The organism is Euhalothece natronophila Z-M001, assembly GCF_007904085.1.
Classification (GTDB): domain Bacteria; phylum Cyanobacteriota; class Cyanobacteriia; order Cyanobacteriales; family Rubidibacteraceae; genus Halothece; species Halothece natronophila.
The window spans coordinates 2,421,023-2,447,107 of sequence record NZ_CP042326.1 but is presented as its reverse complement, the minus strand read 5'-3'; the positions used below and the strand labels follow the sequence as shown (position 1 = coordinate 2,447,107).

General features: G+C 41.5%; 33 protein-coding genes and 1 other RNA gene. 20 read left to right on the top strand and 14 right to left on the bottom strand.

Features of this window, described 5'->3' with window-relative positions:
• Nucleotides 1-6: 6 nt before the first annotated feature.
• Nucleotides 7-234 (top strand): photosystem II protein, Psb35-related, encoded by a 228-nt coding sequence (locus FRE64_RS12015; protein ID WP_146296461.1) that lies wholly within the window; start codon nt 7-9, stop codon nt 232-234.
• 110 nt (nt 235-344) lie between these two features.
• Here the strand turns inward: FRE64_RS12015 and acs are convergent, their stop codons facing one another.
• Nucleotides 345-2,312 (bottom strand): acetate--CoA ligase, encoded by a 1,968-nt coding sequence (gene acs, locus FRE64_RS12010; protein ID WP_146296460.1) that lies wholly within the window; start codon nt 2,310-2,312, stop codon nt 345-347.
• Nucleotides 2,313-2,460: 148 nt separating this feature from the next.
• On the opposite strand from acs, the gene panD reads away from it, so the two are divergent.
• The 4 genes from panD to FRE64_RS11995 all read left to right on the top strand — a co-directional run bounded on the left by panD (nt 2,461) and on the right by FRE64_RS11995 (nt 4,523).
• Nucleotides 2,461-2,841: an aspartate 1-decarboxylase gene (gene panD / locus FRE64_RS12005; protein ID WP_146296459.1), complete on the top strand. Its 381-nt coding sequence runs from the start codon at nt 2,461-2,463 to the stop codon at nt 2,839-2,841.
• Between the two features lie 59 nt (nt 2,842-2,900).
• The gene (locus FRE64_RS17515) at nt 2,901-3,062 is read left to right on the top strand and encodes a hypothetical protein (protein WP_186708807.1); all 162 of its coding nucleotides are present in this window, start codon (nt 2,901-2,903) and stop codon (nt 3,060-3,062) included.
• Nucleotides 3,063-3,191: 129 nt separating this feature from the next.
• Nucleotides 3,192-4,241 (top strand): CAP domain-containing protein, encoded by a 1,050-nt coding sequence (locus tag FRE64_RS12000; protein WP_146296458.1) that lies wholly within the window; start codon nt 3,192-3,194, stop codon nt 4,239-4,241.
• A 93-nt stretch (nt 4,242-4,334) separates the two neighbouring features.
• On the top strand, nt 4,335-4,523 hold the full coding sequence (locus tag FRE64_RS11995) for a PCP reductase family protein (protein WP_146296457.1): 189 nt from the start codon (nt 4,335-4,337) through the stop codon (nt 4,521-4,523).
• A gap of 6 nt (nt 4,524-4,529) precedes the next feature.
• On the opposite strand, the gene FRE64_RS11990 is transcribed toward FRE64_RS11995, so the two are convergent.
• The 5 genes from FRE64_RS11990 to FRE64_RS11975 form a co-directional block, all read right to left on the bottom strand.
• Nucleotides 4,530-5,720 (bottom strand): RNA-guided endonuclease InsQ/TnpB family protein, encoded by a 1,191-nt coding sequence (locus FRE64_RS11990; RefSeq protein WP_246140436.1) that lies wholly within the window; start codon nt 5,718-5,720, stop codon nt 4,530-4,532.
• A 112-nt stretch (nt 5,721-5,832) separates the two neighbouring features.
• Nucleotides 5,833-7,203, bottom strand: coding sequence for a group II intron reverse transcriptase/maturase (ltrA, locus tag FRE64_RS11985; RefSeq protein ID WP_246140435.1), 1,371 nt, complete (start codon nt 7,201-7,203; stop codon nt 5,833-5,835).
• A gap of 24 nt (nt 7,204-7,227) precedes the next feature.
• A complete protein-coding gene (locus tag FRE64_RS17910; RefSeq protein WP_246140307.1) occupies nt 7,228-7,503 on the bottom strand; it encodes a reverse transcriptase N-terminal domain-containing protein in 276 nt (91 codons plus the stop codon).
• A gap of 921 nt (nt 7,504-8,424) precedes the next feature.
• Nucleotides 8,425-8,815, bottom strand: a transfer-messenger RNA (tmRNA) gene (ssrA, locus tag FRE64_RS11980).
• Between the two features lie 237 nt (nt 8,816-9,052).
• Complete coding sequence (locus FRE64_RS11975; protein ID WP_146296455.1) at nt 9,053-9,904, bottom strand: M48 family metallopeptidase; 852 nt, start codon at nt 9,902-9,904, stop codon at nt 9,053-9,055.
• A gap of 138 nt (nt 9,905-10,042) precedes the next feature.
• On the opposite strand from FRE64_RS11975, the gene FRE64_RS11970 reads away from it, so the two are divergent.
• The 3 genes from FRE64_RS11970 to FRE64_RS11960 all read left to right on the top strand — a co-directional run bounded on the left by FRE64_RS11970 (nt 10,043) and on the right by FRE64_RS11960 (nt 12,113).
• Nucleotides 10,043-10,357 carry a PepSY domain-containing protein gene (locus FRE64_RS11970; protein WP_146296454.1) on the top strand — a complete coding sequence of 105 codons (315 nt, stop codon included), beginning with the start codon at nt 10,043-10,045 and terminating at the stop codon, nt 10,355-10,357.
• Nucleotides 10,358-10,444: 87 nt separating this feature from the next.
• Nucleotides 10,445-10,879 carry a peroxiredoxin gene (locus FRE64_RS11965; RefSeq protein ID WP_146296453.1) on the top strand — a complete coding sequence of 145 codons (435 nt, stop codon included), beginning with the start codon at nt 10,445-10,447 and terminating at the stop codon, nt 10,877-10,879.
• Between the two features lie 127 nt (nt 10,880-11,006).
• Nucleotides 11,007-12,113 (top strand): class I SAM-dependent methyltransferase, encoded by a 1,107-nt coding sequence (locus FRE64_RS11960; RefSeq protein ID WP_246140306.1) that lies wholly within the window; start codon nt 11,007-11,009, stop codon nt 12,111-12,113.
• A 90-nt stretch (nt 12,114-12,203) separates the two neighbouring features.
• Here FRE64_RS11960 and FRE64_RS11955 read toward each other — a convergent pair whose 3' ends face one another.
• The gene (locus tag FRE64_RS11955) at nt 12,204-13,313 is read right to left on the bottom strand and encodes a mechanosensitive ion channel family protein (protein ID WP_146296451.1); all 1,110 of its coding nucleotides are present in this window, start codon (nt 13,311-13,313) and stop codon (nt 12,204-12,206) included.
• A 251-nt stretch (nt 13,314-13,564) separates the two neighbouring features.
• Between FRE64_RS11955 and mnmE the strand changes: the two genes are divergently transcribed.
• Entirely contained in the window at nt 13,565-14,932 is a 1,368-nt protein-coding gene (gene mnmE, locus FRE64_RS11950; protein WP_146296450.1) for a tRNA uridine-5-carboxymethylaminomethyl(34) synthesis GTPase MnmE, read from the top strand.
• 67 nt (nt 14,933-14,999) lie between these two features.
• On the opposite strand, the gene FRE64_RS11945 is transcribed toward mnmE, so the two are convergent.
• From FRE64_RS11945 to FRE64_RS17900, 4 genes are all read right to left on the bottom strand, one after another.
• Nucleotides 15,000-15,227 (bottom strand): hypothetical protein, encoded by a 228-nt coding sequence (locus FRE64_RS11945; RefSeq protein ID WP_146296449.1) that lies wholly within the window; start codon nt 15,225-15,227, stop codon nt 15,000-15,002.
• The gene (locus tag FRE64_RS11940) at nt 15,208-15,486 is read right to left on the bottom strand and encodes a BrnT family toxin (protein ID WP_146296448.1); all 279 of its coding nucleotides are present in this window, start codon (nt 15,484-15,486) and stop codon (nt 15,208-15,210) included. Before FRE64_RS11940 ends, FRE64_RS11945 begins: the two co-directional genes overlap by 20 nt.
• Nucleotides 15,487-15,596: 110 nt before the next feature.
• Nucleotides 15,597-16,007 (bottom strand): restriction endonuclease, encoded by a 411-nt coding sequence (locus FRE64_RS17905; protein ID WP_246140305.1) that lies wholly within the window; start codon nt 16,005-16,007, stop codon nt 15,597-15,599.
• A gap of 186 nt (nt 16,008-16,193) precedes the next feature.
• On the bottom strand, nt 16,194-16,508 hold the full coding sequence (locus FRE64_RS17900) for a winged helix-turn-helix domain-containing protein (protein ID WP_246140304.1): 315 nt from the start codon (nt 16,506-16,508) through the stop codon (nt 16,194-16,196).
• A gap of 209 nt (nt 16,509-16,717) precedes the next feature.
• Between FRE64_RS17900 and FRE64_RS11930 the strand changes: the two genes are divergently transcribed.
• From FRE64_RS11930 to FRE64_RS11920, 3 genes are read left to right on the top strand one after another with little or no spacing between them, the layout of a single operon-like run.
• Complete coding sequence (locus FRE64_RS11930) at nt 16,718-16,963, top strand: hypothetical protein (RefSeq protein WP_146296447.1); 246 nt, start codon at nt 16,718-16,720, stop codon at nt 16,961-16,963.
• Nucleotides 16,960-17,205 (top strand): AbrB/MazE/SpoVT family DNA-binding domain-containing protein, encoded by a 246-nt coding sequence (locus FRE64_RS11925; RefSeq protein ID WP_246140303.1) that lies wholly within the window; start codon nt 16,960-16,962, stop codon nt 17,203-17,205. The genes FRE64_RS11930 and FRE64_RS11925 overlap by 4 nt, the downstream gene beginning before the upstream one ends.
• Nucleotides 17,205-17,705 carry a PIN domain-containing protein gene (locus tag FRE64_RS11920; RefSeq protein WP_146296446.1) on the top strand — a complete coding sequence of 167 codons (501 nt, stop codon included), beginning with the start codon at nt 17,205-17,207 and terminating at the stop codon, nt 17,703-17,705. Before FRE64_RS11925 ends, FRE64_RS11920 begins: the two co-directional genes overlap by 1 nt.
• Before the next feature lie 25 nt (nt 17,706-17,730).
• On the opposite strand, the gene smc is transcribed toward FRE64_RS11920, so the two are convergent.
• Nucleotides 17,731-21,288: a chromosome segregation protein SMC gene (smc, locus tag FRE64_RS11915; protein ID WP_146296445.1), complete on the bottom strand. Its 3,558-nt coding sequence runs from the start codon at nt 21,286-21,288 to the stop codon at nt 17,731-17,733.
• 322 nt (nt 21,289-21,610) lie between these two features.
• Between smc and FRE64_RS11910 the strand changes: the two genes are divergently transcribed.
• The 4 genes from FRE64_RS11910 (at nt 21,611) to FRE64_RS11895 (ending at nt 23,948) form a co-directional block, all read left to right on the top strand.
• Nucleotides 21,611-22,264: a hypothetical protein gene (locus FRE64_RS11910; protein ID WP_146296444.1), complete on the top strand. Its 654-nt coding sequence runs from the start codon at nt 21,611-21,613 to the stop codon at nt 22,262-22,264.
• A gap of 25 nt (nt 22,265-22,289) precedes the next feature.
• Nucleotides 22,290-22,751: a hypothetical protein gene (locus tag FRE64_RS11905; protein WP_146294359.1), complete on the top strand. Its 462-nt coding sequence runs from the start codon at nt 22,290-22,292 to the stop codon at nt 22,749-22,751.
• Between the two features lie 11 nt (nt 22,752-22,762).
• Nucleotides 22,763-23,491 (top strand): ISAzo13-like element transposase-related protein, encoded by a 729-nt coding sequence (locus FRE64_RS11900; protein WP_186708805.1) that lies wholly within the window; start codon nt 22,763-22,765, stop codon nt 23,489-23,491.
• A 250-nt stretch (nt 23,492-23,741) separates the two neighbouring features.
• Nucleotides 23,742-23,948, top strand: a complete 207-nt coding sequence (locus FRE64_RS11895; protein ID WP_246140302.1) for a DUF6887 family protein — start codon at nt 23,742-23,744, stop codon at nt 23,946-23,948.
• A 59-nt stretch (nt 23,949-24,007) separates the two neighbouring features.
• Here FRE64_RS11895 and FRE64_RS11890 read toward each other — a convergent pair whose 3' ends face one another.
• Nucleotides 24,008-24,157 (bottom strand): hypothetical protein, encoded by a 150-nt coding sequence (locus FRE64_RS11890; RefSeq protein ID WP_246140301.1) that lies wholly within the window; start codon nt 24,155-24,157, stop codon nt 24,008-24,010.
• Between the two features lie 189 nt (nt 24,158-24,346).
• Between FRE64_RS11890 and FRE64_RS11885 the strand changes: the two genes are divergently transcribed.
• Nucleotides 24,347-24,583 carry a type II toxin-antitoxin system Phd/YefM family antitoxin gene (locus FRE64_RS11885; RefSeq protein ID WP_146296442.1) on the top strand — a complete coding sequence of 79 codons (237 nt, stop codon included), beginning with the start codon at nt 24,347-24,349 and terminating at the stop codon, nt 24,581-24,583.
• Entirely contained in the window at nt 24,580-24,963 is a 384-nt protein-coding gene (locus FRE64_RS11880; protein WP_146296441.1) for a type II toxin-antitoxin system VapC family toxin, read from the top strand. The genes FRE64_RS11885 and FRE64_RS11880 overlap by 4 nt, the downstream gene beginning before the upstream one ends.
• Nucleotides 24,964-25,010: 47 nt before the next feature.
• Here the strand turns inward: FRE64_RS11880 and FRE64_RS11875 are convergent, their stop codons facing one another.
• Nucleotides 25,011-25,286: a hypothetical protein gene (locus tag FRE64_RS11875; RefSeq protein ID WP_186709074.1), complete on the bottom strand. Its 276-nt coding sequence runs from the start codon at nt 25,284-25,286 to the stop codon at nt 25,011-25,013.
• A 108-nt stretch (nt 25,287-25,394) separates the two neighbouring features.
• Here FRE64_RS11875 and FRE64_RS11865 point away from each other — a divergent pair, with 108 nt between their 5' ends.
• Complete coding sequence (locus tag FRE64_RS11865; protein WP_146296438.1) at nt 25,395-25,613, top strand: hypothetical protein; 219 nt, start codon at nt 25,395-25,397, stop codon at nt 25,611-25,613.
• Nucleotides 25,610-25,996: a type II toxin-antitoxin system VapC family toxin gene (locus FRE64_RS11860; protein ID WP_146296437.1), complete on the top strand. Its 387-nt coding sequence runs from the start codon at nt 25,610-25,612 to the stop codon at nt 25,994-25,996. Before FRE64_RS11865 ends, FRE64_RS11860 begins: the two co-directional genes overlap by 4 nt.
• Nucleotides 25,997-26,085: the final 89 nt, after the last annotated feature.

Below are 26,085 nucleotides of genomic sequence, written 5' to 3'. Positions count from 1 at the left end.
AAAATTATGTTTTGGTTAATTGCATTATTTGTTGCTGGTTGGGTAGCTGTATCTTTAATTGGTACTCAAGCCTACTTTCGCGGCGAGCAACGTAAGCCTATCCATGAACGGAACTGGCGTTCTGAGTCTTTTGAGAAACTTGCAGAATCCTTTACGGGTGAGCAACTTGATTACAATGACCGTACCCCCGCTTATGGCATCGACACTTACGCAAGCAATAATCTTCCTAGCTAACACTCCCTCATTTTGCCGATTTTCCCCCTCCTTTAACCCCATGAAAAGAGGAGAGGGGGAGGGAAAAAAAGTTAATCAAGCCCTATCCTAGAGATGGGGCTTAACGCTTTCTAGCCGCCACGTAACTTATCTAAGACGCTACGATCTTCTAAAGTGGAGGTATCACCCGCGACTTCTTCTCCTGAGGCTAAATTCCGCAGGAGACGACGCATGATTTTACCCGATCGCGTTTTGGGAAGCGCATCAGTAAAGCGAATATCCCCCGGTCGCGCGATCGCGCCAATTTCATTTGCCACGTGCTGTTTTAACTCTTGTTTTAAGTCATCACTCCCTTGATAGTCTCCTTCAAGGGTGACAAAGGCAAACACTTCTTCCCCTTTCATTTCATCTTTACGCCCGACAACCGCAGCTTCAGCAACTGCAGGATGAGAGACTAGGGCTGATTCTACTTCCATTGTGCCTAAACGGTGTCCCGAAACATTGATCACATCATCAACGCGACCCATGATCCAGAAGTAGCCATCATCATCTTTTCGCGCTCCATCACCCGCAAAGTAGAAATATTGTCCATCTTTCGGGGCAATATGTTCCCAATAGGTGCGACGAAAGCGATCAGGATCGCCATAAACCGTTCGCATCATCCCTGGCCAAGGATATTTTACGACAAGATAGCCCCCTTCATTGGGCTTAACAGGATTCCCATCTAAATCCACCACATCCGCGAGAATCCCCGGAAAGGGTAATGCTGCTGATCCAGGCTTAGTAGGAATTGCCCCAGGCAACGGCGTAATCATAAAGCCTCCTGTTTCGGTTTGCCACCAGGTATCGACAATGGGGCATTTTTCTTGACCAATAATGCGGTGATACCACATCCAAGCCTCAGGGTTAATGGGTTCGCCCACAGTTCCTAAAATCCGAAGAGAGGATAAATCTCGGGCGTTGGGATGATGTTCTCCCATTTTAATCAACGCACGAATTGCAGTTGGGGCTGTATAGAAAATTGTCACCCCATATTTTTCTACAATATCCCACAGACAACCGGGGTTAGAGGGACGCGGCGCACCTTCATACATGACGGTAGTTGCGCCGTTAGAAAGGGGCCCATAGACAATATAACTATGTCCTGTAATCCAGCCCACATCAGCAGTACACCAATAAACATCTGTCTCTTTGAGATCAAAAGCCCATTTCAGGGTAGTATGGGTATAAAGGTTATAACCGCCTGTGGTGTGAACAACCCCTTTTGGTTTACCAGTGGTTCCCGAAGTATAGAGGATAAAGAGTAAGTCTTCACTATCCATGCTTTCTGGGGGACAATGAGCAGAAACCCCAGCTTTGAGATCATGCCACCAATGATCGCGCCCTGGTTCCATTTGAACCTTTTCTTCCGTGCGTTGGACGACTAAAACATTTTCCACACTGGGTGCGCCATTGTTAGCTAAGGCTTTATCTACTTCTGGTTTTAGGGAAACCACTTTATCTTTGCGGAATCCGCCATCAGCAGTAATTACTAATTTGGCTTCCGCATCCACTAACCGAGTCTTTAGGGCTTCAGCACTAAATCCCCCAAATACCACACTATGGGGTGCTCCAATTCTGGCACAGGCTAACATCGCGATCGCGGCTTCAGGAATCATCGGCAGATAAATGGCAACGCGATCGCCTTTTTGCACTCCTAACTGTTTCAAAACATTTGCCATCAAGCACACTTCTCGGTGCAGTTGGGCATAAGTATAGGTGCGCGTGTCTCCTGGTTCTCCTTCCCAAATTAAAGCGGCTTTATTTTTACGCCAAGTTTGAAGATGGCGATCAAGGCAATTATAAGAGATATTCAGTTTACCACCAACAAACCATTTGGCAAAGGGAGGTTGCCAGTCTAACGTCTGATCCCACTTTTGAAACCAGTCTAATTCTTTTTCTGCTAAATCAGCCCAAAACTGTTCGGGATTGGTTTTAGCTTGTTCATAAAGTTGTTGATACTCTTGTTTGCTCTTAATATGAGCTTGTTGAGCAAACTCCTGAGAGGGATTAAATAAACGCTTTTCTTCTAAAATTGATTCAATGGTCGATTCTGCCATCAGTTTTTAACTCTAAAGGATATTCTTCTTTTATTCATTGTACTGAGTTAGGTGGGCACAATCCTTGTTATAGTTGCAAAAGTTCAACTGAGTCGTGATCAAGTTATGTTAGAATAGGTCGCTCTATTGGATATTCGTCAAAACTCCCATGCAACGGACATTTCTTCTGGGAAAAATTCATAATTGCCGAGTTAGTGATAGTAACCTCAACTATATGGGGAGTATCGGCATTGATCAAACCCTGTTAGAGGCAGCGGGGATTATGCCCTATGAACAGGTACAGGTGCTCAATATCACAACAGGGGGACGGTTCATAACTTACGCGATCGCGCTAGAAGCCAACTCGGGTAAAATTGAACTTAATGGCGCTGCAGCCAGATTAGGGGAGAGCGGCGATCGGTTAATTATCCTCACCTACGGTTTGCTTACCCCTGAGGAAGTGAAAACCCATGAGCCTCGTGTCATTTTTGTCGATGAACATAATTCGCCTTTGGACCCAATTTTAGCGCGATCGGGAACTTGGGTTTAGATAATAGCAATAACTGTTTAAACTAGGGGAAGATAGAAATTTTAAGTTCCCTTAACAATATGAGTATTATTCGTTCCTACATTATCCCATTGCTAATTGTCCTCATTTTTGGGGTAGCTCTTTTAGCTGTCAGTTCCCGTATTTTTCTTCCTGATGATATGGTTTCTCCTGCACCTATTGAAGACTCCATAGAATCTAACAATCAACCTATTACAAACTGAGCCAGTGAAAAATGATTCTAGTCCTCCTTAAGAAAGACTTTGATTAAAGTTACGTAATTTCATGTACTTTTTTATACTTTTTACTGAGTATAATAAAGGTAACAGCGGTTAAAGGTGAGGGCTAAAATCATGAGCGTTGAACTTACTCCCTACGAACAATATTTTTTAGAGCTAGTTAATCGCGCTCGACTGAACCCAGAAGAAGAAGCTAGCCGATATGATGTTGATCTCAACGAAGGATTAACTGGAGAAGAACAAATCTCCCCTGAACCTAAGCAACCCCTTGCTTCTAACGAAACCTTATTAGAATCCGCCAGAAGCCATAGCCAATGGATGCTCGAAAATAATGAATTTAGTCATGAGGGGGTTAATGGTAGTACCGCTATTGAAAGAGCAGAGAGTGCTGGCTATCCTTCTAGCTTTGTTGGAGAGAATATAGCTTGGAAAGGAAGCAATCAAGAAATCCAAAACATGGATCAGATTATTGGTTTAATCGACGATCTACACAAAGGATTATTAACCAGTGCTAATCATCGTACCAACCTTCTGAAAGACGAGTATCAAGAAGTAGGAGTTGGCTTATATACAGGTCAATTTACCCGTAACGGGACAGATTGGAATGCTGTCATCGCAAACCATAACTATGGCACTAACTTCGATCAGGATGAGTTGTTTATTACAGGAGTCGTCTATGATGATATCAATAACAACGAACTTTATGATCCAGGAGAAGGGTTACCTGAAATTACTGTTGACGTTAGTAGCCCTGATAATGACTTTACAGCTACCACTACTACAATGAGTGCGGGAGGATATCAAGTAGAAGTCCCCCCTGGAGAATATGAAGTTCAATTTACTGGCGATAAGTTAGAAACTGCTGTCACTGAAACAGTGACGGTAGATGATCAGAACTTAAAAATAGATGTGATGGTTAACAGTAGTGAGAGTCAAATTCTTGCTGATAAGATCACTTTAAACCTAGAGGACACCCTTGATTTTCGCACCGCCCAGCAAGTGGAGTCAGGAACCTATATTAGCAGTTCTGACGTAACTAATCTCTATCAAGAACATGAACCCACTAGCCTGGGTTTAGGAATTGTTAGTGGGGCAATTCTTTTCATGGTGATCTTCTTTTTGGGTCACTTTTTCCAGACTAGCCCCCAGCATAAAAAACAATAACAATATTGTTAAATTTAATGTAAAACTAGGATTCTCTGTTGCGTTTTTACGCAAAAATTAAAGGCAACATCCCTTAGCAATAATAGAGTTCCTATGACTGAAACTAATCCTTTTTCCTCTTCCTTGCAATGGACAAGTGAAGCCAAGGCAAAATTAAAAAACATTCCCTTCTTTGTGCGCTCCCAAGCTCGGCAACGCATAGAAGAAATGGCAAGAGCTTCTGATGCGGAAGTCGTCACCGCAGAAATGGTAGAAGAAGCTCGCAAACAGTTTGGTAACTAACGTGAATTACCCACACTCAATCGCTACGCGATGTGAGTCGGGCTTCTCAGCAGCACCAGCTTGCGCTTCGGTTCGTGACTGAGCTTTACTACTGACGGGTATCCCAACCGCCAAATTCTTAATATTTATCGCCGCGTTTTGATCCCGATCCATGGACAGACCACAATGAGGACAATTATGGATTCTTTCTGATAGCTTCTTCGGAACTTTCTTGCCACAACCTGAGCAATTCTGTGATGTATTTTTGGGAGTAACTTCTACTATTAACTGTCCAGCATTTTCAGCTTTGACAGCTAACCTACTTAAAAATGTTCCCCAACCAGCATCATAGATTGATTTGGCTAGTTTGGTTCTGGCAAGTCCTTTGATATTCAGTTTCTCATGGGCAATTACATCTCCCTTACTGAGAATTGATTTAATGGTGTTAAAGTGAAAATCTTTTCTCTGTCTAGCAACCTTCTGATGGTGTTTTCCTAGTTGCTTGACTGCTTTTTGATAGCGTTTACTTCCTTTCTGACGACGAGAAACCTTCTGCTGTAGCTTTTTGAGTCTATCTTGTCCTTTTCGATAAAACTGAGGAATTTCTACTTTCTCGCCTTCAGAAGTCACCAAAAAGTCCTTCAATCCCAGATCAATTCCCAACGTATTTTCTGAGGTGGGAACAATGTTAATGGTTGACTCTGGAACTGAGATATCTTCTAGAGAAAGCGTTAAGTAGTAACCATCAGCTTTCCTTGTTACCTGAGCGGTTTTAATCTTGAACCCATCGGGTAGAGGACGATGTTTAATCAACCGAATTGTCTTAAACTTAGGTAAGGTGATGTAGTCACCTTGAATACAATCAGGTTTGACTTGTGGAAACAAAATTGTTCGATAACGTCCTTTTCCCTTAAATCTTGGCTTACCTGATTTCTTCCCATTCTTATCCCCTCTAAGCCAACGCTGAAAAGCTAAGTCAACTCTTTTTACACAATCTTGAAGGACTTGTGACTGAACCTCTTTATACCAAGGTCTATCCTTTTTCAGTTGAGTTAGCCTTTGTTTTTGCGAAAAATAAGTGGGACGGTCAGATAACTCTGGGAGATGACAGATTAAAGAGCATGAGTTAACAGCCGTGCGATGAGTTTCCCACCAGTCGAACCTTTGACCTAACAAATAGTTGTATTGACAGCGAAGCATCTCTAGCCATTTTTCAATCTTGGCTACTTGCTCTTTGTCAGGTTTGAGGCGATATTGAGCGGGTAAGGTTCGAGAGTCGCCTCTCTCCCCTCCCCTAAGAACGGTACGTGACAGTTTCCCATCATACCGCTCAAGCCTTACTTCCAGCCTTCGTCTTGGATTTTGAACTGTGTACCTGTTTATGACACGCTTTGTGTAAGTGGATTAAATTCTCGGTGTCGTCCGAGCCACCATCTTTCACAGGTACTATGTGGTGGGTTTCGATTTCTTCTCCGTTATAGAGGCTATCACCACAAATAGGACACTTATGCTCTTGCATCTTGGCTACTTGCTCATTCTTAGAGCCTTTCGCCCATTTTTGTTTTCCTATCTTGAGGTTTCTCTTGTGCCAATAGTCCCGAAGTGAGGGGTCATCAGGGCTTGCTGTCCCTTTGACTTTCACGTGCCTTACTATGGGTGTACTACTGATGTCATAAAGAACAAAGAGTTTCTCTTTATTTCCACGACCAGTCCCTTTGCACATAAAAGTCCAATGATTCCCTCTGTATGAACCGAAGTATCTAGCTCGTACCCACTTTTTGCTTTTGTTTGGGTGTCGCCGACAACACCATTTCCAGAGGTATTGCCATACTCGATGTGAAATATAGCTAAAGGTTGATTTGCTTACTACTCCTCTGTAGTAGTTAGCAAAACCTCGGAGAAGTGGATTTAGGATTTTAATGACCTCTTCCTGAGTGCAGGCTTTCATTTTTCTTAGAGTTTCCCCAATCTTTTTACAGAAGGCAAGAACCTTCTTCTTCTGGGGCTTAATCAGTAATTTGCCACCGTAGTGACGTAAGTTGAACCCAAGAAAGTCAAAACCTTCTTCCATTGAGACGATTCTCGTCTTCTCCGTGCTGATTTCTAGACCTCTTTTGGACATCCATTGCTTTATCTGGTCTAAGATTTGTTCGAGACTCTCTTTATCCTTGGAGGTGACGACGAAATCATCTGCATAACGAATAACTCCGACCTTCGGGTTGATTGACTTAATGTAGTCTTCCAACCCATGTAACCCAATGTTTGCTAACAGAGGGCTTATCACCCCACCTTGAGGTGTCCCCGTATCGGTTGGATTGAGAATCCCATTGTCGAGGTAACCAGCTTTTAACCATCCTTCAATTAAATCTCCACGTGGTACAGATTCAATTGCTGTCAGGATAGATTCATGGGCAATGTTGTCGAAGAAACCTGAAATATCAGCATCCAGAACCCATTTGTCGGTGCAACTTGAGGGATTGATACTCAACCTTTGAAAGCATTGTGCTATAGCATCCTGACAACTTCGACCGCATCTAAATCCGTAGGAATTAGGCTCAAATACGGCTTCCCATTCAGGTTCTAGTAAATTTTTAACCATTGCTTGTGCGACTCTATCCCGTACGGTAGGGATTCCGAGGGGACGTTTCTTCCCATTTGACTTGGGTATGTAAACTCGTCGTGTCGGGTTAGCCTTGGGCATCTCCCAACTGTTCACAAGTTTCACTCACTCGTTTGGGGTGTTTAATACCTCCTTATCTACCCCTGCGGTTCGCTTTCCTTGATTGATTTGAGTGATTTGTCGCACTGATAAAAGCAAATTGGCTCGGCTTCGTAACAACAGCTTCTGAAGTCGGCGTAACTTCTTCCACTGACCAAGACTTTTAGCACGAAAGATTCGCATACGTAAGTTTCTGACAGACTTCTTGACTTTACGCCAGTTAATTTGACCCCAGTCTGAAAGCTGTCCCCTTAGTCCATTTGTCAACGTTATAGATGACATCTAACTTCTCCTTGGGTTCGTCACCCTTGTAAACTTCACTTCCGTATAAGACCCAAGGCAAGTCTGCTGTTCCTTTCGGTCAAAGGTAATGTTTCAACCTTTATCCAACCTATTACAGGCTGGCATTCGCTTTTTGCCTCATCTTCTACCCTCCAGAGAGTTGTGGGTTTGTTGCCTCCCCCCTACTCCTGACTCGACCAGTCAAGGAGACTCTGTAGGGCTTACCCTGTTGTATCGGCTAAACATACGATTTGGTTAGGATGGCTGACTCTCCTGCGGAAGGGATGTATTTCCACGTTCGTATAATCATATAAGATACAAACTACCTTCTTACCTTTTGGTTACAGCCTGTCAGGAATAATTTGGCTGTTTGCGAGGTTACGCAGTTTAATCATCAGCTTAGGCTATGTTCATCCTTCCAATTCTCCTTCTAGCACGGAAACCAGTTAATCCCTACCAGCAACCGTTACGTTAGGGGCGTGCATTCCACTGGATTCATTACTTACTACCAGCGTCGCCACTCTCCAGATGAGGAGAGCTTTCCACGAAGGACAGGGGTGGAAATCCCTGTGGTGTAAGGGTTACACCGATTCAACCGACCAGTTCAGGTCGCACATAGGAAAATCGCATTGCTTTAATGAATTAACCCGTGTTACCTTTAATATAACACATAACTTTCACATTGACATTAATTAATGAAACAAATAACCATAAGATGTACTGAGGAAGAACATCAGCAACTTCTCTCTTACTGTAAACATAAGGGTAGAAGCCACGCAGGAAGTAATAAGAGAACAGATCAGAAAGTTATCAATCTCAGCCGGAGCAAAGCGTGAGGATGTTGAACCCCCTCGATTGATAGCGATTCATCCCCACCCAAATCAAAGATTGTGGATGGGGGATTCTCGCTTATTCTGCTAAAAATGGAGCCGAGCAGAATCGAACTGCTGTCCAGACTGGCTATTGACCTCCCGATCCTTCACAGGCTTAGTCCTTCTAACCCTCAGGACAGGACTCATCTTTTATCCCAGATGAGAGGGTTCTCTGGTTAAGTCTTTTCACTTTCCTAGACCAGATAGCTTAGAAAGTGAGCAACCGTTGGGTTTTACCCATTGCCCTTAACGGTGTCAGACAATGAGTGCTCGAACCTGTTTAGAGGTGTTTTAGGCAGCTACAGGGGCTGCTTTACGAGCGAAAGGAACGATGTTGTTCGCAATTACTATTTTGTGAGTCTTTATTATCGAGAGTTGACTCTCTCTCGGCCTGCATCACGGGTCGGCTTCCACCAGCCTGTCGAAACCATTACGGCCCCGTGCGTCACTTATCATTATAAGCAACTTTGGCTTAATTTGACAAGTGTCTTATCTTAGCATGGCTGTTTCATTCTCGGGGTGAAAATTGAAAGTAATGGCACTGAAACCATTACATAGTGGGACAACCGCGATTATTTTTTCTGATTTAACTTCTTTTTAAGGTTTTGTCGCCCCATCTCCCCATTTCCCCATCTCCCCACCTGAGGGAAATTTCATGAGAATGAAACGAGCCTGCCTTATCTTAGGGCTTGGGTGCGTTGCTGGTAAGCTTGGGCATTTAAGCCATCTCCTTGTTCAGGATTATCCATGTTGGCTTGTAGGCGATCAATGCGATCATCTACCGCAGGATGGGTACTTAAGAAGGTAGGGGGAGAACCGCCTTGTTGTTTGAGTTTCTCCATAAAGCTAACTAAGCCGCCCGGTGCATATCCAGAAGCTGTGATCATCTCTAGTCCTTTTTCATCCGCTTCAAACTCATCTTGACGACTATTCGGGCGACTCACGGCTAACTCTACCCCAATTTGAACGGCATCACTACGATCTAAGCCGGCTGCAGAAAGCAATCCTTGCGCGATCGCGCGTTGACGCATTTGTTGAATCGCATGACGGGCCGTAATATGACCAATTTCATGACCAATCACCCCAGCTAACTCTGCTTCATTCTCAGCTTCTTTAATTAAGCCTGTATGTAAATAAACAAAGCCTCCCATAGTGGCAAAAGCATTAATCCTATCATCATCCACTACTTGGAAAGTAAAAGGCAAATCAGGGCGACTACTGTTATCCACTAATCGTTCTCCAATTTGATCCACATAGCGATTCACTTCGCGATTTTCATATAAGGTGAATTCCCGATTAACTAATTGCTGATTAATTCGCTTCCCTAACTCCACCTCTTGACTATCCGACATATTCGAGAGTTGGAAAACTTGCACTCCTCGGAAAATTAAATCAATGAAAGAGAAAGAAAAGGCTTGGCTAACTTGTGGTGTTCCAACCACCAAACCAACAATCACAAGTAGAGAAATCAGCCCATATTTCGAGCGTTTAAGTAATTTTTTTAGGGGTCGTAAGAATTTTTGATTCATAGTTTTTATTATTAACTCAGTCTATTCTAGTTGTAGCAACTAAACGAATTTTTTAGCTGAGAAGTTAGTGATGAACAGGAATTGTCACAAGCTAAAGAGTATAATAGGGTCATTTTACAGAGAGTTTAGGGATAAAAAATGAATTGGCGTAAAAAGTTTCGAGAATGGCATCGACGGATTGCTGGCATTATGATTCTCCCCCTGATTATTACCGCAATTACAGGAATTTCCTATCGCCTATTAAAAGATTGGTTTGGTTGGAGCAGAGATCAAGCTCATTTTTTAATGGTGATTCACGAAGGAGAATACCTTGGGGATCAGTTAAAAGGAATTTATGTCTTACTCAATGGTTTAGGCGTTTTATTCCTACTAACCACAGGCGCAACCATGTTATTTTCTAGTCTTGCCAAGTCTGGACTTTTCTCCTCTGCCAAACAGGAAGAATCACAATAACTGATAATTACGACGTGAGACATTCTTAAATGTTCCCATCTAGAATAGGATAGAGATAAAAGCACATTTTCAATCAAGCGTTAAATTATGGCACTGGCAATTGGTACCCAAGCACCAGATTTTACAACCAAAGATAGTGACGGGAATACCGTTTCCCTCTCTGACTTTAAGGGGAAAATGGTAGTTCTCTACTTTTACCCCAAAGACGACACCCCAGGTTGCACCAAGGAAGCGCAAAGTTTCCGCGATAACTATGAAAAGTACCAACAACAGGACATGGTGGTTTTAGGGGTTAGTCGAGATGATGAAGCCTCTCATAAAATGTTTAAAGAGAAATATGGCTTACCCTTTACCCTTTTAGCCGATGTTGATGGCTCAATTACAAAAGCCTTTGATGCTGACGGTGGGGAAGTCTCTAAGCGCATTACTTACGTCATTGATCCTGATGGCAAAATCAGTTACGTTGATACGAATGTCAACACCAGTACCCATGCTGACGATGTTTTAGGGGCAGTTAAATAGCTTAACTTAGCCCTCACTCAGCTTTTAATTCCTCCCTATGTGGAGGATATTTCTTTGTTTGTCATTAGTTATTAGTTATTTGTCCTTGGTAAACCAATGGATAGTATCACCTTGTCAGCTTATTGATTTGATCTCAACTCACCAAGAAGGAAAAGCACAGTTTAAAGTTGGAAATGCCTTTTATCGCCCTACAACCCAGATCGTTCGAGACTTAGGTATTTTAGCCGCTGCTATTCACAAACAAAAAACAGGAGAGTTGCGAGTTTTAGACGCAATGGCAGGATGTGGGGTAAGAGGATTACGTTATCTGTTAGAAGCAGAGGCGGAGTTTGTCTGGGTTAATGACGCTGATCCTAATGTTTATCCTGTCTTAAGCGACAATTTAAGAACCACTCTCTCAGCATCCCAATATCACCTTACCCAAACTGATGTTAATCGCATTTTTTTTGACTGTTATAATCGCTCCGATTTTTATGATTTAATTGATGTAGATTGTTTTGGTGCGCCTGTTCCCTATGTTGGTACAGTTTTATGGGGAACCAAGCTAGGGGGCATGGTTTATCTCACCAGTACAGATGGGCGTTCTGTTACGGGGAATAATGTTCACAATAGCTTAAAATTCTATGGGGCTTATGCCCGTTCCCATCCTGCTGCCCATGAACAAGGGTTACGCCTGATTATGGGAAAACTTCAAGAACAAGCTGCCAGCCAAGAACGTGGCGTTGATCCTGTTTTTGCTTATTTTACAGGGGAAACGTATCGCGTAATGATGCGCTTTGTTGAAAAGCCACAACTAACTGAAAATAATTATGGTTGGCTAGGCTATTGTCATCACTGTGGTAACTATCAGACAGTGGGTTGGCGTAAACTAGGAAAGGCAATTTGCCCTTATGATGGGGAAAAATTAGTTCTCAGTGGCCCCCTGTGGCTAGATTCCTTACACGATCGCGCGACAGTTAAAGAGATGGCTAATTTAGCTCAAGAATGGGGTTGGAGTAAACCAATGTCTTTACTGAATCTGATGGCAACAGAAGCGGATCTTCCTCCCTACTTTTATACGTTACAACACATTGGTAAGAAGGGGAAAATAGATTTACCGAAGCGCGATCGGTTAATTGCAACGCTACAAGAGCAAGGCTATCGCGCCTGTGCTACTCATGTCAATTTACAAGCGATTAAAACCGATGCAAGTTTCACTCACTGCGTTGAAACAGCAAAAGAATTAAGTTCTTAATTCACCCTAAGAGCTTACCCCATTACAGTCAAGGGAAGATTAGAGTTTGATTTAAATATGATTAAGAACAAATACTTTATTAAACTGAGATTAAATGGTAATTGGGGCATCAACATTAATATTGCGATCCTCAATATCAAAACCAATGCCAAACTGTCTTAACTCCCGAGTAATATTTTGACGGGCAGCATCTAATAGTTGGCGACGTAACTCCATTGAAACTTCTCCTGATCCTAAAATAAGAAGACTGACTTGTGCTTGTGTTGCTTCTTGTCCATCTTTTTGAATTGTTTTAAACATAATTTCGGTATTACGAGGATCAATCCCAAAAATATCTTTGGTACTATTGGTGATAACTTGACGAATAAAGGCTCTTTCTGTATCAGAAATTAGGAGATCGAAATTAATATAAATCATGGAAATGACTTTTTTCGCCCCTGTAAAGTTCTCAATATTGGTTTGGGTTAAGAAATTATTAGGAACAACCATTAATGTTCCTTTCCCAGAAACCCGAATTCGTGTCGAACGTAAACCAATAGATTCCACTCGCCCAAATGTACCATCAGGTAAACCAATATAATCATCAGGAACAAAGGGACGATCCACATAAAGAACAATTCCCCCTAATAACTGTTCTAAACTCTTTTGCGCGGCAAAGGCAACTGCTAAACCACCTACGCCTAAACTGGCAACTAACCCCACTAGGTTAACTTGATGAGTTTGGGCAAAGACAATAATAACAATTAAAATAATACTCGCATTAACAATAATTTTGCCTAATAGTAATAGTTCACTATTGATTTTACGCTTACTTTGAATAGCAGCATCTAATAAATAAAGATCAAAGTAGCGACTAAAAATGCTTGACCCTGACCAAGAAACTAAGGCGGCTATCCCTAACGCGATCGGAATTTCAATAATATTGATCCATTTGGCTTCAAAAAAATAATTAAGGATGATATCAATTAAAATTAAAATTGTCGTTAAACCAAGCCACCCCTGAAAAGGTTCAATTATATTTTGATAAAGGGAGCGGATTTCACTAGGAATTAGAAAATTATTAATCAATCGAAAAAGTTTAGGAACTGCCCAAATAGCTAACCCCACCAATAAAATTGAAACTAGGCTGAATATTGTAATTGTTCTGGTATCAATCCCGATATTTAGAGACTGTTCCAATATTTTCAAGAAATCATCCATCTTAACCTCCTATTTATACAAAAATGGCTTCATGTTTTCTCCAGTTAACATGACAAAGCAGTAGCTATTGACTCAGGGTAATATCAAGTGGTTGGAGTAGCAGTGTTACCATATTTAAACCTAGAACCAAACGATTATACCCGATCGCGCTTTTCCAAGTTTTCCCAATTCTAAAAAGTAGGACATCCCATAAAATAAATAATACGTACTATACTACTTGCCCTTGTTGTTGTAGAAAAAAGGATAAACTAATGCAAGGAGATACGATTGCCGCGATCGCGACCCCTGTTGTTCCCCAACAAGGAAGTGTCGGGATTGTTCGTTTATCTGGAGAAGAAGCCCTAACCATTGCCAAAACCCTATTTCATCCCCCTGGAAAACAACCATGGGAATCACACCGCATTCTCTATGGCTATGTTCATCATCCTGAAACCCAAAAGGTGGTAGATGAAGCCTTACTCCTCATTATGCAATCTCCCCGATCTTATACCCGTGAGGATGTGGTGGAATTTCATTGTCATGGGGGAATGATTCCAGTACAGCAAGTGTTGCAGTTATGTTTAGAACAAGGGGCAAGACTTGCCCAAGCTGGAGAATTTACTTTAAGGGCCTTTCTCAATGGACGAATTGATCTCACTCAAGCTGAAAGCATTGCTGAGTTAGTGGGGGCAAAATCGCCACAAGCAGGGGAAATGGCGTTAGCAGGCTTACAAGGGAAGTTAGCCCAGCCGATTCGGGAATTACGAAGTACCTGCCTTGACATCTTAGCGGAAGTGGAAGCAAGAGTGGATTTTGCGGATGAGTTACCCCCCTTAGATGAAGATGAAATCCAGCAACAGGTGAAATCAGTGTTGGAAAAAGTAGAGTATTTTCTCAGTACCGCCGACAAAGGAGAATTATTGCGGACTGGGATTAAAGTGGCGATTGTGGGACGACCAAATGTCGGGAAATCTAGCTTATTAAATGCTTGGAGTCGCAGCGATCGCGCAATTGTAACTGACCTCCCTGGAACCACCCGTGATGTTGTAGAATCACAACTGGTAGTCGGTGGGATTCCCGTAGAAGTATTAGACACCGCAGGAATCCGAGAAACCGAAGATCAGGTGGAAAAAATTGGAGTAGCGCGATCGCGCCAAGCCGCTGAAAAAGCTGATCTCATTCTACACACCATTGATGCCGAACAGGGATGGACTACAGAAGACGACCTCATCTACGAACAAGTTAAATCCCGTCCCCTCATTCTCGTTATTAATAAAACCGATCTCGCCTCCCCCAGTAACATTAAATATCCTGAAGCCATCCCAGAAAAAGTTTACACCGCCGTTACCCAATCTCAAGGGATTGATGAACTAGAAGCCGCCATCCTTAGCCTGATTCAACAAGGAAACCTCAACGCAGCCAACAGTGACTTTGCCATCAACCAACGACAAGCGGCAGCCCTCACTCGCGCCAAAAGCGCCCTTCAGCACGTTTTAGAAACCATTGACCAACAACTTCCCTTCGACTTCTGGACAATTGATCTCCGTAGCGCGATTCAAGCCTTAGGAGAAATTACAGGAGAAGAAGTCACCGAATCCATGCTTGATCGAATTTTCAGTCGTTTTTGCATTGGAAAATAGAAATTTTCTGTCTTAAATTGCTTCATACTTACTCAAGCGTTGTTGAGAAGTAGTAATCTTTTCCTGTTTAGTGATTGCTGTTATAGCGTTGAGCAACATTAATTAACATTCTCAAAGCAGAATTAACCGCTTCTTCATCAGGAAAAGCAGCAGCCACATCAGGCGCTAACCGCACCAAGTTAGTTCCAGCGCGATATCGATCAACATACTTGCCTCTGACACCTCCTTCGATTTGAGCAAAGTCATATTCAGAGCGTAATTCATCTTCCATTTCGTTATTCAGTTCCTTGTTCATAAAACCTCCTCTCCTTTGGTGTTGCTTTTCGTGCGCTGATGATTCTTATGTTTGTACCTCGATCGGTATGGGCAACAACTAAAACTTGCCCTAAACTCGACATTCCAATAATAATGTAACGACTTTCTCCAATGGAATGATCGGGATCGGGAACAGTTACGGAAAGTGGGTCATTAAAGACAGTACCAGCTTCCTGAAACGAAACATTATGCTTTTTTAAGTTAACTTTTGCCTTCTCTGCATTCCATTCAAACTCCATTTCCAATTCTTTTCCCAACCACCCATAATAAATCCAATACTAGATTCAGAGAGCGCGATCGCGCTATTTATAAAGAATTTACTTGATTAAAAAGTTAATTTTTGAGCTAACTAACTTTCTTCAAAATAATCTGAGTTAGCTTTTTTCAGAGTATAACGATCAACTTCTGTCACCCCAACATTATAATCAACCATTAATTGAGCCATTGCTTCTCCATCAATTAAAACAATTCGCTTTTCAATTTGTTCAATATATTCCCATGCTTCTTTAGAGAATTTAGAAGTAGTCATTAAAATTCCCCGTCTTGCCCGAACGCCTTCTAAACTACCTGTAAAACCTTGCACAACTGGTCTGCCAACTGTTCCCTCCCAACGTTTTGCTTGAATATAAATAACATCTAAGCCTAGTTTATCTTCTTTAATAATCCCATCAACTCCGCCATCACCACTTTGTCCAACTGCTTGCGCTGCATCCTTGTGAGAACCGCCATAACCAATAGCCACAAGTAAATCTAATACCACTCGTTCAAAAAATTGGGGAGAACAAGCCTTTAAACGCTGTAAAATATCTTGAGCTAATTCTAAGCGAAGTGTTTGATAACTTGATTCTAATTGTTCTTGAGGAGTTTCTTCGGCAGTGGAAGAGGCAGAATATTGAGGATTAGAATTTGAGCTTGATTGCTTTTTAAAGTCTAAATACTCAGCAAATTATTCCAAGTCTTTAGCACTAATTTTTTGATCATGATTAGTCTTTAGAAACTGCTTTCCTCGTTCTGTAATTTTAAATTTACCTCTAGCGGTACTTTCAATTAATCCAGCCTTTTTAAGGTAAGTTCTCGCCCAACCCAAACGATTGGCGAAGCGTGTTTGTTTTCCACTGGGAAGTAATTCATTTTTTTCAGTAGCAGTCAGTTGAAATTGAAGGGCTAAAGCATCAATGGCTTCTTGTACATTGTGTTCATTGGCATCATTACAGAAGGCGAGAAGGGGAAACATTAAACTTTGATAATCCGGGACAGCCATTGGTTAACTTTTGAGCAATCAGACATTGTTTTAGGTATATTATGTCTATCATCATAGGTTATCTCATGTCCACCCAATGAATCATTCAATGTAGGTTAGCTAGAGGTTAGCGAAACTCAAACTTAATTATGAAATAAAATGGAAGTAAATGGTAGAATAGAAAAAGGTATAATTAATCAGAATTCAAATTTGGAGAAAATATTCCACAATTGATTTTAGATAAAATTCCTCCTCATTTATGGGCAAGATTAGAACAATTAGCTACGGAAAATAATCGTAGTTTAGAAGCAGAAGCAACGGAACTTTTAGCAAAATTATTGCAAGAAAAAGATATAGAAGTTCAACAGGAAGAATGGCTGCCAAATTTTTTTGAGGAAGTGATTGGCGGTTGGGAAGGTGAACCTCTGGTGCGAGAACCTCAACCAGAAGATCAAGAACGTGAGCCTTTGCTATGAGTTATCTCTTGGATACCAATGTTTGTATTAAAATTACTTTACCGAAAGCCTTACGGGATGCCATGCACCTTAAAACAGGAGACAAAGTTTTGTTTGAACCACTAGAAGATGGAACGTATGTCATTAAGCCACGAGCAACAGATGTAAAATCTCTGAAAGGTTGTGTCAATTATCAGGGAACGCCAAAAACTCTAGAAGAGATGAATGCTGCAATTGAACAAGAAGCAGGAACCAAGTTGTAATGTATGCGATTGATACTAATGTTCTGATTCGGTATATTGTTGAAGATAATCCCGAACAGGCACAAAAGGCAACAGAAGCAATTGAACCACTAACAACAGAGAAACAAGGGTTTATCTCTTGTATTGTATTATGTGAATTGAATTGGGTACTTATAGTCGTTCCAATTCAGTTCCGTAGTGCAGCCATCTTGGCTGCTACTAGGGAGCAAGATGCTCCCACTACTTTTAGGTTGCTGTTTTTTATTTGGAATCACTATAAAACAGCTTATAAAATTTCTAAGCGTGAAAGAGTTGCAACATTGCAAAAAATTCTGTCTGTTCCTGTTTTTAAAATTGAGCAACTGGATTGTTGTCTGAAGGCTTTGAGAAGCTATGAGAAGGGAGAAGCTGATTTTTCTGATTATCTAATTCAGCAAATTGGTGAAAAATATGGGTATGAGATACTTCTAACTTTTGATCAAAAAGCATCTAGAGAAACTGGCTTTCAATGTGCTTTTTGACACTCCCATTAAAAAAGAGGGTATTTTACAGTTTAATTCCTAAAACTTGTGTATAAGCACCTCTAGCTTGTGTTACACCAATAGTTCGCATGGAACCCTCAATCATGGGGCGGCGTAAACTAACCACAATAAATTGCGCTTCTTGGGCTTGCTGTTGAATCATGTTTGCTAGTCTTTGGACGTTCGCACCATCGAGAAACATATCTACTTCATCAAAGGCGTAAAATGGGGAGGGACGATAACGTTGGAGGGCAAAAATAAAACTGAGGGCGGTTAATGATTTTTCTCCCCCTGACATAGAATGTAGCTTCTGGACAGCTTTTCCTTTAGGATGGGCAACAAGATTTAAGTTAGCATTACTAATATCATCGGGTTGATCCAATTCTAAGTAACCATCCCCATCAGAGAGAGTGGCAAAAATGGTTTGGAAGTTTTCATTAACGGCGTTAAAGGCTTCGTTAAAGGCTTGGATGCGACTGGTGGTAAAGTTTTCAATGCGGAGGAGGAGTTCGTTGCGTTCCCCTTCGAGGGTATTTAGTTTTTCTGTTAGTTCATCAAGACGTGCCTGGGTTTTTTCGTATTCTTCCAATGCCAACATATTTACAGGTTCCATGTCTTGAAGACGCTGTTGCATTTGACGTATGGTCTCTTGGAGATGGCTAAGTTGTTCTCTGTAGGTGGCAAAGGTAATGTTTTCGCTGTCAGTTTCTGCTACTAACTCGGGAATGTCAGGAAGGGGTTGGGGAAGGGTGTTAGCTTTCTCTTGATGTTGGTTTTGTAGTGTTATGAGTTTTTCTCGCTGTTCGTTAAGGGTTTCTTGCAGTTTTTGTTGTTTCCAAGTTTGTTTGTCTTGTTGACGCTGACGGGAACGGAGGGTTTGGTCTGCGCGATCGCGCTCCTGTTTTATTTTACCTAATTTCTCCTGTAATTCAGCAATAATCCCTTCAGTTTCTGTAATTTTCTCAGCAATTTCTTCTTTTTGCCCGTCTAAACTCTCTTTCTGTTCTTGAGTCGTTTGAATTTTTTCCTCATACTCGGTTAAACGCTGTTGGGCGGTACTTATTTTTTCCTGTAACCGTAGCTTTTCTGTTTCTAACTCCTGTTTTTGCTGTTTTGCTTCCTCTAAAGCAGTTTCGGCTTGCTTTAACTCCCCTTCTTGCTGTTTAATTAATGTTTGCATCTCTTGCCATTGGCTATTACTATGACTCGCTTCGAGGTTGGCAAGTTCTTCTTGTCGCTGTTCTAACTCCGCTTCTTGTTGGGGAATCGTATTGGCAAGTTCTTCTAACCGTTGCTGTAATTGGGTTAATTCTCCTTCATTTTGGTGCAGTTGTGCAGTGAGTTGCTCTTTTTGTTGGGTTAAACGAGTAATTTCCTGTTCTGTCTGGTTATAATGCCACTGCTGTTCTTGATGCTGTTGGCGTGTGGTATTCAGTTGTTCTGTGAGACGTTGACTTTCTGCACTGGCTTGTTCAATTTTTGGTTCACAAACGGCTAAAATTTCCTCAATTTCGGCTAAACGGGTTTTTAATTCTTGAATTTCTTCTGATTCTGTCTCGGTTGCTGTGCCAAAATGAAGACTAGAACGGGTACTGCGACTTCCCCCACTCATCGCCCCACTACTTTCGAGAATTTCTCCATCTAGAGTGACAATACGAGTTTTTCCCAAATGAGGACGGGCTTTTTCTAGGGTTTCAAAGACGGTGGTATTGCCAAAGATAAAGGCAAAAATTACCTGATAGCGGGGTTCACATTCAATTAAGTTAACGGCATAATCAATAAAACCATTGGCATAGCGTAAGGCTGTACTCAAGTTATGGCGAGGAGGTTGAATTTTATTTAAGGGAAGAAAAGTTGCTCGTCCCCCCCGTTTTTCTTTTAGCAGTTGAATCGCTTTTGCGCCCACTTGATCATCTTCAACGACAATATGGGCGAGTCTTCCCCCAGCTGCAGTTTCTAAAGCAAGTTGATAACGGGGTTCTACTTGTCCGAGTTGGGCGACTAAACCACAGACTCCCTCAAGATTTGCCTGTAAGATAATTTTAGTGGCATAAGTGCCTTGGGCTTCCTGTTGGGCTTGTTGGGTGGCTTCTAATTTATCTAATTGCCGTTGTTTATCCCGTTGTTCTTGTAAAAGACGGTTTTGGGTAGTTTGTTGCAGTTTCTTTTCTTCTTCAGTTTCACTGAGGCGTTGGGCGAGTTGTTGAACTTGTTGTTGTAGTTCGTTAACGGTTTGTTCTAGCTGTTGGTAGTGTTCCTGTTTTTCTTCTAGTTCAGGGGTTAGGGAAGAGAGGGTGGCTTGTTGATCTTGAATTTTTTGCTGCAGTTGGGTTTCTCGTTCTTGCAGTTGCGCTTGTTCTGTTCTTTGGGGGTTTAGACTGTTTTGTAGTTGATTAATTTGTTGGTTGAGATGGGTTTGTTGTTGGATCCATTCTTCTGAGGCTGCCGCGATCGCGTTTGCCTGTTCTCGACTTTCTGTTAATCTAGTCTGAGCAGTTTCTTGGGCTTGCTGTAATTCTTGTAATTTATTCTGAGTTAAATCTTCTAATTGTTGCTGTAGAGTTTCTAAGCGAGTCTGATGTTGTTGCAGTTGCTGTTGGGTTTCTGTTTTTGCGGTTTCTGTTTCTTCTAAGGTTTGATTTAATTCAGTTTCCCTTTGTTGTAATTGTTCTTGTTGGGCTTTTTGGGTAGCAAGTTTAGAATTAGCTTCTAACTGTTCATCTTCCCCTAAGGCTTTTACCTGTTGGTTTAGGGTTTCTAGCTGTTTACTGGCTTCTTGAATTTCTTGATCAGTGGTTTGAATCGTCTGGTTCAGTTGACTTAAGGCTTCCTCATTCCCCCTAATTTCCCCCTGTAAGCTATCAATTTCTTGTTTAAGGGCTTTCCATTCTAAAACCGTTTCCCATTGCTGTTTTTCTTGAATCTCGGCTTTCAGTTGACGATATTTTTCTGCTTTGTTACGTTCACTGGCAGCGCGATCGCGTGTTTTAATTAACTCTTGTTGTAGAATCTCACAGCGTTCCTCTTTTTCCTTAACCGTCTCTAAAGTTTCCTTCGCCTTAGCAATTTTACGGTCAAATTCAGCCACCCCTGCTAACTCATCAATAATTTCCCGTCTTTCCCGTCCATTCATGCTAATAATACGAGTGACATCCCCCTGTAGCACCACGTTATAGCCTTCGGGATAAATTCTTAACTCGCGCAGTTGTTCATGGAGTTGGCTTTGGGTACAAGTTTCATCATTAATATAGAAAGTTGAGGCATAACTTCCTTCTTTCGTTACTCGTAACCGTCGCGCCACTGACCATTCTGTTTCATCATCCAATTCAAAGGTAACTTTAACCGTTGTCTCTGCTCGTCCTTTGCCATTATTTCGGCTATTATTAACTAAGTCAGGCAAACGTTCCGCCCGCATTCCCCGGGAACTCGCTAAACCTAACGCAAACAGCAGCGCATCGAGAATGTTGGATTTTCCCGACCCATTGGGACCCGATACTACGGTAAAACCTGGTAGCAGGGGAATTTGTGTCGTCTGACCAAACGACTTAAACCGCGATAATTCTAGACGTTTTACATGAACCATAACGGTTATTGTAACGATAAAGGGAGCGCGATCGTTCTTTGTAATTGTAGTTTATAGCTTAACAGAGAAGGATTGGGAGCATTGCAAAGACAGTCACCACAACTCTTACTAACACATCTTCCTTGATTGATCACTGATGTTTTCAATAGTAATGATTTAGGTTATTAGTAGTTGGCTGAGTTTGAATTATATATTGGTCTTGTGTATAATATGCCTCATAATTGGCACTGGGAGAGCCGGAGGTACAAAGTCACATTTTTAGGAGTAAAATTGTGAGGCGTGAGCACACTATCTAACTTAGTTGTTAGCCGAAAAGTGCATAATGGAACATGATTTTGATACAAATAACGCTGAAATCCTTCTAATTAACGATATAGATCACGAAGGAATTATATCTTCTCTGAGAACAGCAGGTAAGGTATATATCAAGAAGATGCTTCATTCCAAACCAGAAAATTGGAAGAAAATAGTTAGTATTGTTAAATCCCCAAATGTTAAAGCTATTTTGGGCAAGGTGACTCCTAAAACATATAATTTCTTCGCAGATCCAGATTACGAAGAAATTGGCAACATCCTGCTTAAAGAAATTGCCAAGAAACCACACCAACTGTTTGTTTATGAGTCTCTTCTGGGGACAACTCCCAACCCTAAAGAAACAGATGATTATCGTGAAGCAAATTTAAAACTTTTAGCTGATGCGAGTCCTGAAACTGTAAGGTTTACCAACCAACTATTTGATTTCTATAATATATTGACTCTTCCTTATCGGCGTGTGTCCGAAGTAACTATATCAGCTCAAGCTTTTATTGAAGCAACAGATGAGGGGTTGCTATTCCGTGTTTATCTTCCTAGTGGACGTATGTGGGAAGATGAGGTCAATAGGCTTCTACAACTTTTTCGTGATTACCTTGTTCGAGTTGCAGGGGAGAACATTCGATTGGGGACTTGCGAAAAAATGAATTACCCAAGAAACTAGAAGAGATGATATTGGTAAAAAGAGGATGCAAGAGTTAAACGAACAGTTCAAAAGAACTCTTAAAGATGCAGCGAGAAAATTAACAGGAGAGAAAAAACGAGTGTTTGTCGCTCAGGTGTGCCTTGACTACTTTCAAGGTTCAGCCCGTCGGACAGAAAGGCAAATGGGTTGGGGGAGAGTGTGTGTTCAAAGAGGTCTTGACCATCTGGAAAGGGGAATCTCCTATCAGGACAAGTATCAGGAGCGGGGTCGGAAAAAAAGCGAAGAAAACTTGCCCAATTTAGGAAAGGAGATTCGCGACCTAGTAGAGGAACAATCTCAAGCCGACCCAAAATTCCAAACCACATTTCAGTATAGCCGCATGAGTGCTCAAGCGGTGAGAAATGCTCTGATTAGGGAAAAAGGATACAGCGATGAACAATTACCAACCCGACAAACAATTGGAGCAATGTTAAATCGCCTCGGCTACCGTTTAAAAAAACCTTAAAAACCAAGCCATTGAAGAAAATCCCTGAAACTGATGCTATTTTTGAACAAGTGGCAACAGCTAATCAAGCGGCCGATGATGACCCAACCGTCTTACGCATCTCAATTGACTCGAAAGCCAAAGTCAAACTAGGAAACCTCTCACGGGGTGGGAAAGACCGTCGCCAAGCTCCCCCTCAAGCCGATGACCATGATACTCAATGGCACACGACTCTACTTCCCTTTGGGATTCTTAACCTCCGTACAGACAACTTAGCTCTTTACATGAGTGAGTCCCCTGAAACCTCAGATTTCATTGTTGATTGTCTAGAGCACTGGTGGAAAAGCAATCAAGGAAACTTTCCCGAGGTTAACACCTTAGCCATTAACTTGGATGGCGGCAGTGCTACCCGTTCCAATCGCACTCAGTTCATCAAAAGGATTGTAGAATTTTCTCGTCATTACCAGCTCCAGATTCGCTTAATTTACTATCCTCCCTATCATAGTAAATACAATCCCATTGAGCGTTGTTGGGCTGCCCTTGAACAATTCTGGAACGGAGCGATTCTGGACTCTATTGACACGGCTCTGAGATGGGCAAGTAAGATGAGTTGGAAAGGTTCTCAGCCTGTGGTTCACCATGTCACTAAGCTTTATCAAACTGGTGTCAAAGTTGACCCTGAGTCTTTAGCAGACTATCGAGTTGATTGGCATCCTTCAGAATCTTTGCCCAAATGGTCAGTTACTGTTGGTTCGTTCTGATGGGTATCCTTTTTTATTGCAAATCCCTTAAATCATACATTCATTACCGGCACAGAATAATACACGTGTCTCCTTTGCTCGGGATGCTCAACCAAAAGAGTGTTCCACGGGAAGAGCCTGTATTTCCAAAAAAGGAAATCGCTCAAAATGCAAGAGCGCGCTTTAGTGAATTCATAGAAGCATTGCACCAAGCAACATTGTCGCTTCGGCCTAAAAATGAACCCTAATTTTGAAACAGGGCAATGGAGGTATGATGTCACAGAAACCTAATTTCACTCAAATGAGTCTTTCTGAATTAAGGTCTTATGTCTTGGCTAATAGAAATGATCAGGAGGCTTGGAAAGAATTTACCAGTCGTCCCCGTCCAAATGCGATTTATTTTGATGCTAATCTTACTCTATCTGAAGAGAAGAAAAAATTACAGGAACTCATAGAAAATTCAGACAAAACTAATTAGTTGAAAGCGCGATCGCTGTTTGTGTGAAATGGAGATGGAGGCGCGATTAGGAAACGCATCTAGTCTTGATTAACAGATACTGAGGGTTTAAAGTCAATTGTTAACCCAACTGCCTTGAGAATAGAAGTAAGCGTCATAAAATTAGGATTATCTTCTTTACTGAGAAAACGCTTTAATTCTTCCTGAGAAATATTAGCTTCTTTAGCCACTTCTGAAATGTCTTCTCTAGCTTCAATTAATTGCTAGACAACAATGACTGATTAACAGACGCAGAAAAATTCCAATCCACAGTGGCTTTTTGAACATTGCGAGTCTCTTCCCAATGGGAACATACGACCCATCATTTACAATTGAATCAGGAAGAGGATTATCCCTTGCACTTATACTGAGGCTTTTTTATGCTAAGTGTGACAATCGATGAAATTCAGCTCGATCCTTCAAAGTATCTGCGCCAAGTGGAGGCAGGTGAAACCATTGTGATTCTTCAAGCAGATAAAGCGATCGCTGAACTGAGACCAATTAATACGAATAAGTCATTACGACCGTTTGGATTATGTGCAGGGGAGTTTACTGTGCCAGATGATTTTGATTCTCCATTGCCAGAAGATATTCTCGATGCATTCGAGGGTAAATGAGGATTCTGCTAGATACACACATCTTTCTATGGTTTATCAGTGGCGATACCCGGTTGTCAAAAGATGTTCGGGATGCAATTCGCGATCCAGACAATGAGGTTTACCTGAGTGCAATTTCAGTCTGGGAAGCAATTGTCAAGTACCAGTTGGGCAAGCTACCTTTGCCGGAGCATCCTGAAACTTATTTACCCAAACAGCGCGATCTGCATCAAATTGCCAGTCTTGACCTTAATGAAAGTAGTGTGCTTCAACTGGCTAAACTGCCAACATTACATCGCGATCCATTTGACAGGATGTTGATCTGCCAAGCATTACAAAACGGTTTGACCATTGCGACAGTAGATACAGCAGTCCGTGCGTATCCAGTCAACGTCATGTAACATTAGTCTTCTTTAGTCGTCCAGATAAGGCGCGATCGCGTTGAGCATTACATTTCTTCTTCAGGAAAAAAGTTTAATCCTAACACTTTACCTGATGGGACTTCCCAGCCTTGAGTATTTTCTTCTAGAGGCAAATTGTCAGGATCATCTAAAGCATTTTGAGTCGCTTCTTCATCACTCATCTTCTCTAATCGTTCCCAATCCGTTTGACTATCAAGCCTTGCCAATTCAGGAGTCAGTTTCCTTTTGTTTTTGTTTCCAGTATCTTTTCTGCTCACGACGGTTTGCCTTCCTTGCACTAATAATTCTAATTGTATTTTCACGCATGGTGAAAGCTACTTAAGTTTATATTTATTGCGCTTTTTGGAAGAAGAGGAATGCGCGATCGCGCTTTGATAAAATTGATATAGTTCGTTGACTAAAAAACTCAAATGACAGAATTATTGGAATCTCTAATTGAACAAGTCAAACAACTGCCACCATCAGAGCGCGATCGGATTGCAACAATTATTTTAGAAGAACTAGAACAAACTAAAAACATCAACTCTCCCGAGTCATCCAATAAGATTCAATCCTTAAAGGGTTCAGTGATTTATTACCACCAGCCTAATGAACCTGTAGCAGAAGAAGATTGGGAAGTCTTAAAATGATTCTGCTAGATACTCACATTTGGATTTGGTGGCTTGATGGGAATCCTAAGTTAAAAGAACAAAACCTGAAGCTGATTCAACAAAATAACCCCAATCAGTTAGGACTTAGTATAATTTCTTGTTGGGAAGTTGCGAAATTAGTTGAAAAAAATCGAATCAAATTTAATTGTTCGGTTGAGGAATGGTTAGAACTCGCTTTAGCATCATCTCAAGTTAACCTATTACATTTAACTCTTCCCATTATTACCGCTTCCACTCAATTAATTGGCTTTCATGCTGATCCTGCCGATCAAATTATAGTAGCAACCGCTAAAGTGAACAACTGTCCTTTATTAACTCAAGATCAAAAAATTCTTAACTATTCAGGAGTTCAAACTTGCTAGGTTGATGTGAAGTAGAGAGCGCGATGTAGGGAAGCTACTTGCCTACGGCGATCGCTGTTTGAGGAAGGGGAAGAAATGCGCGATATGAT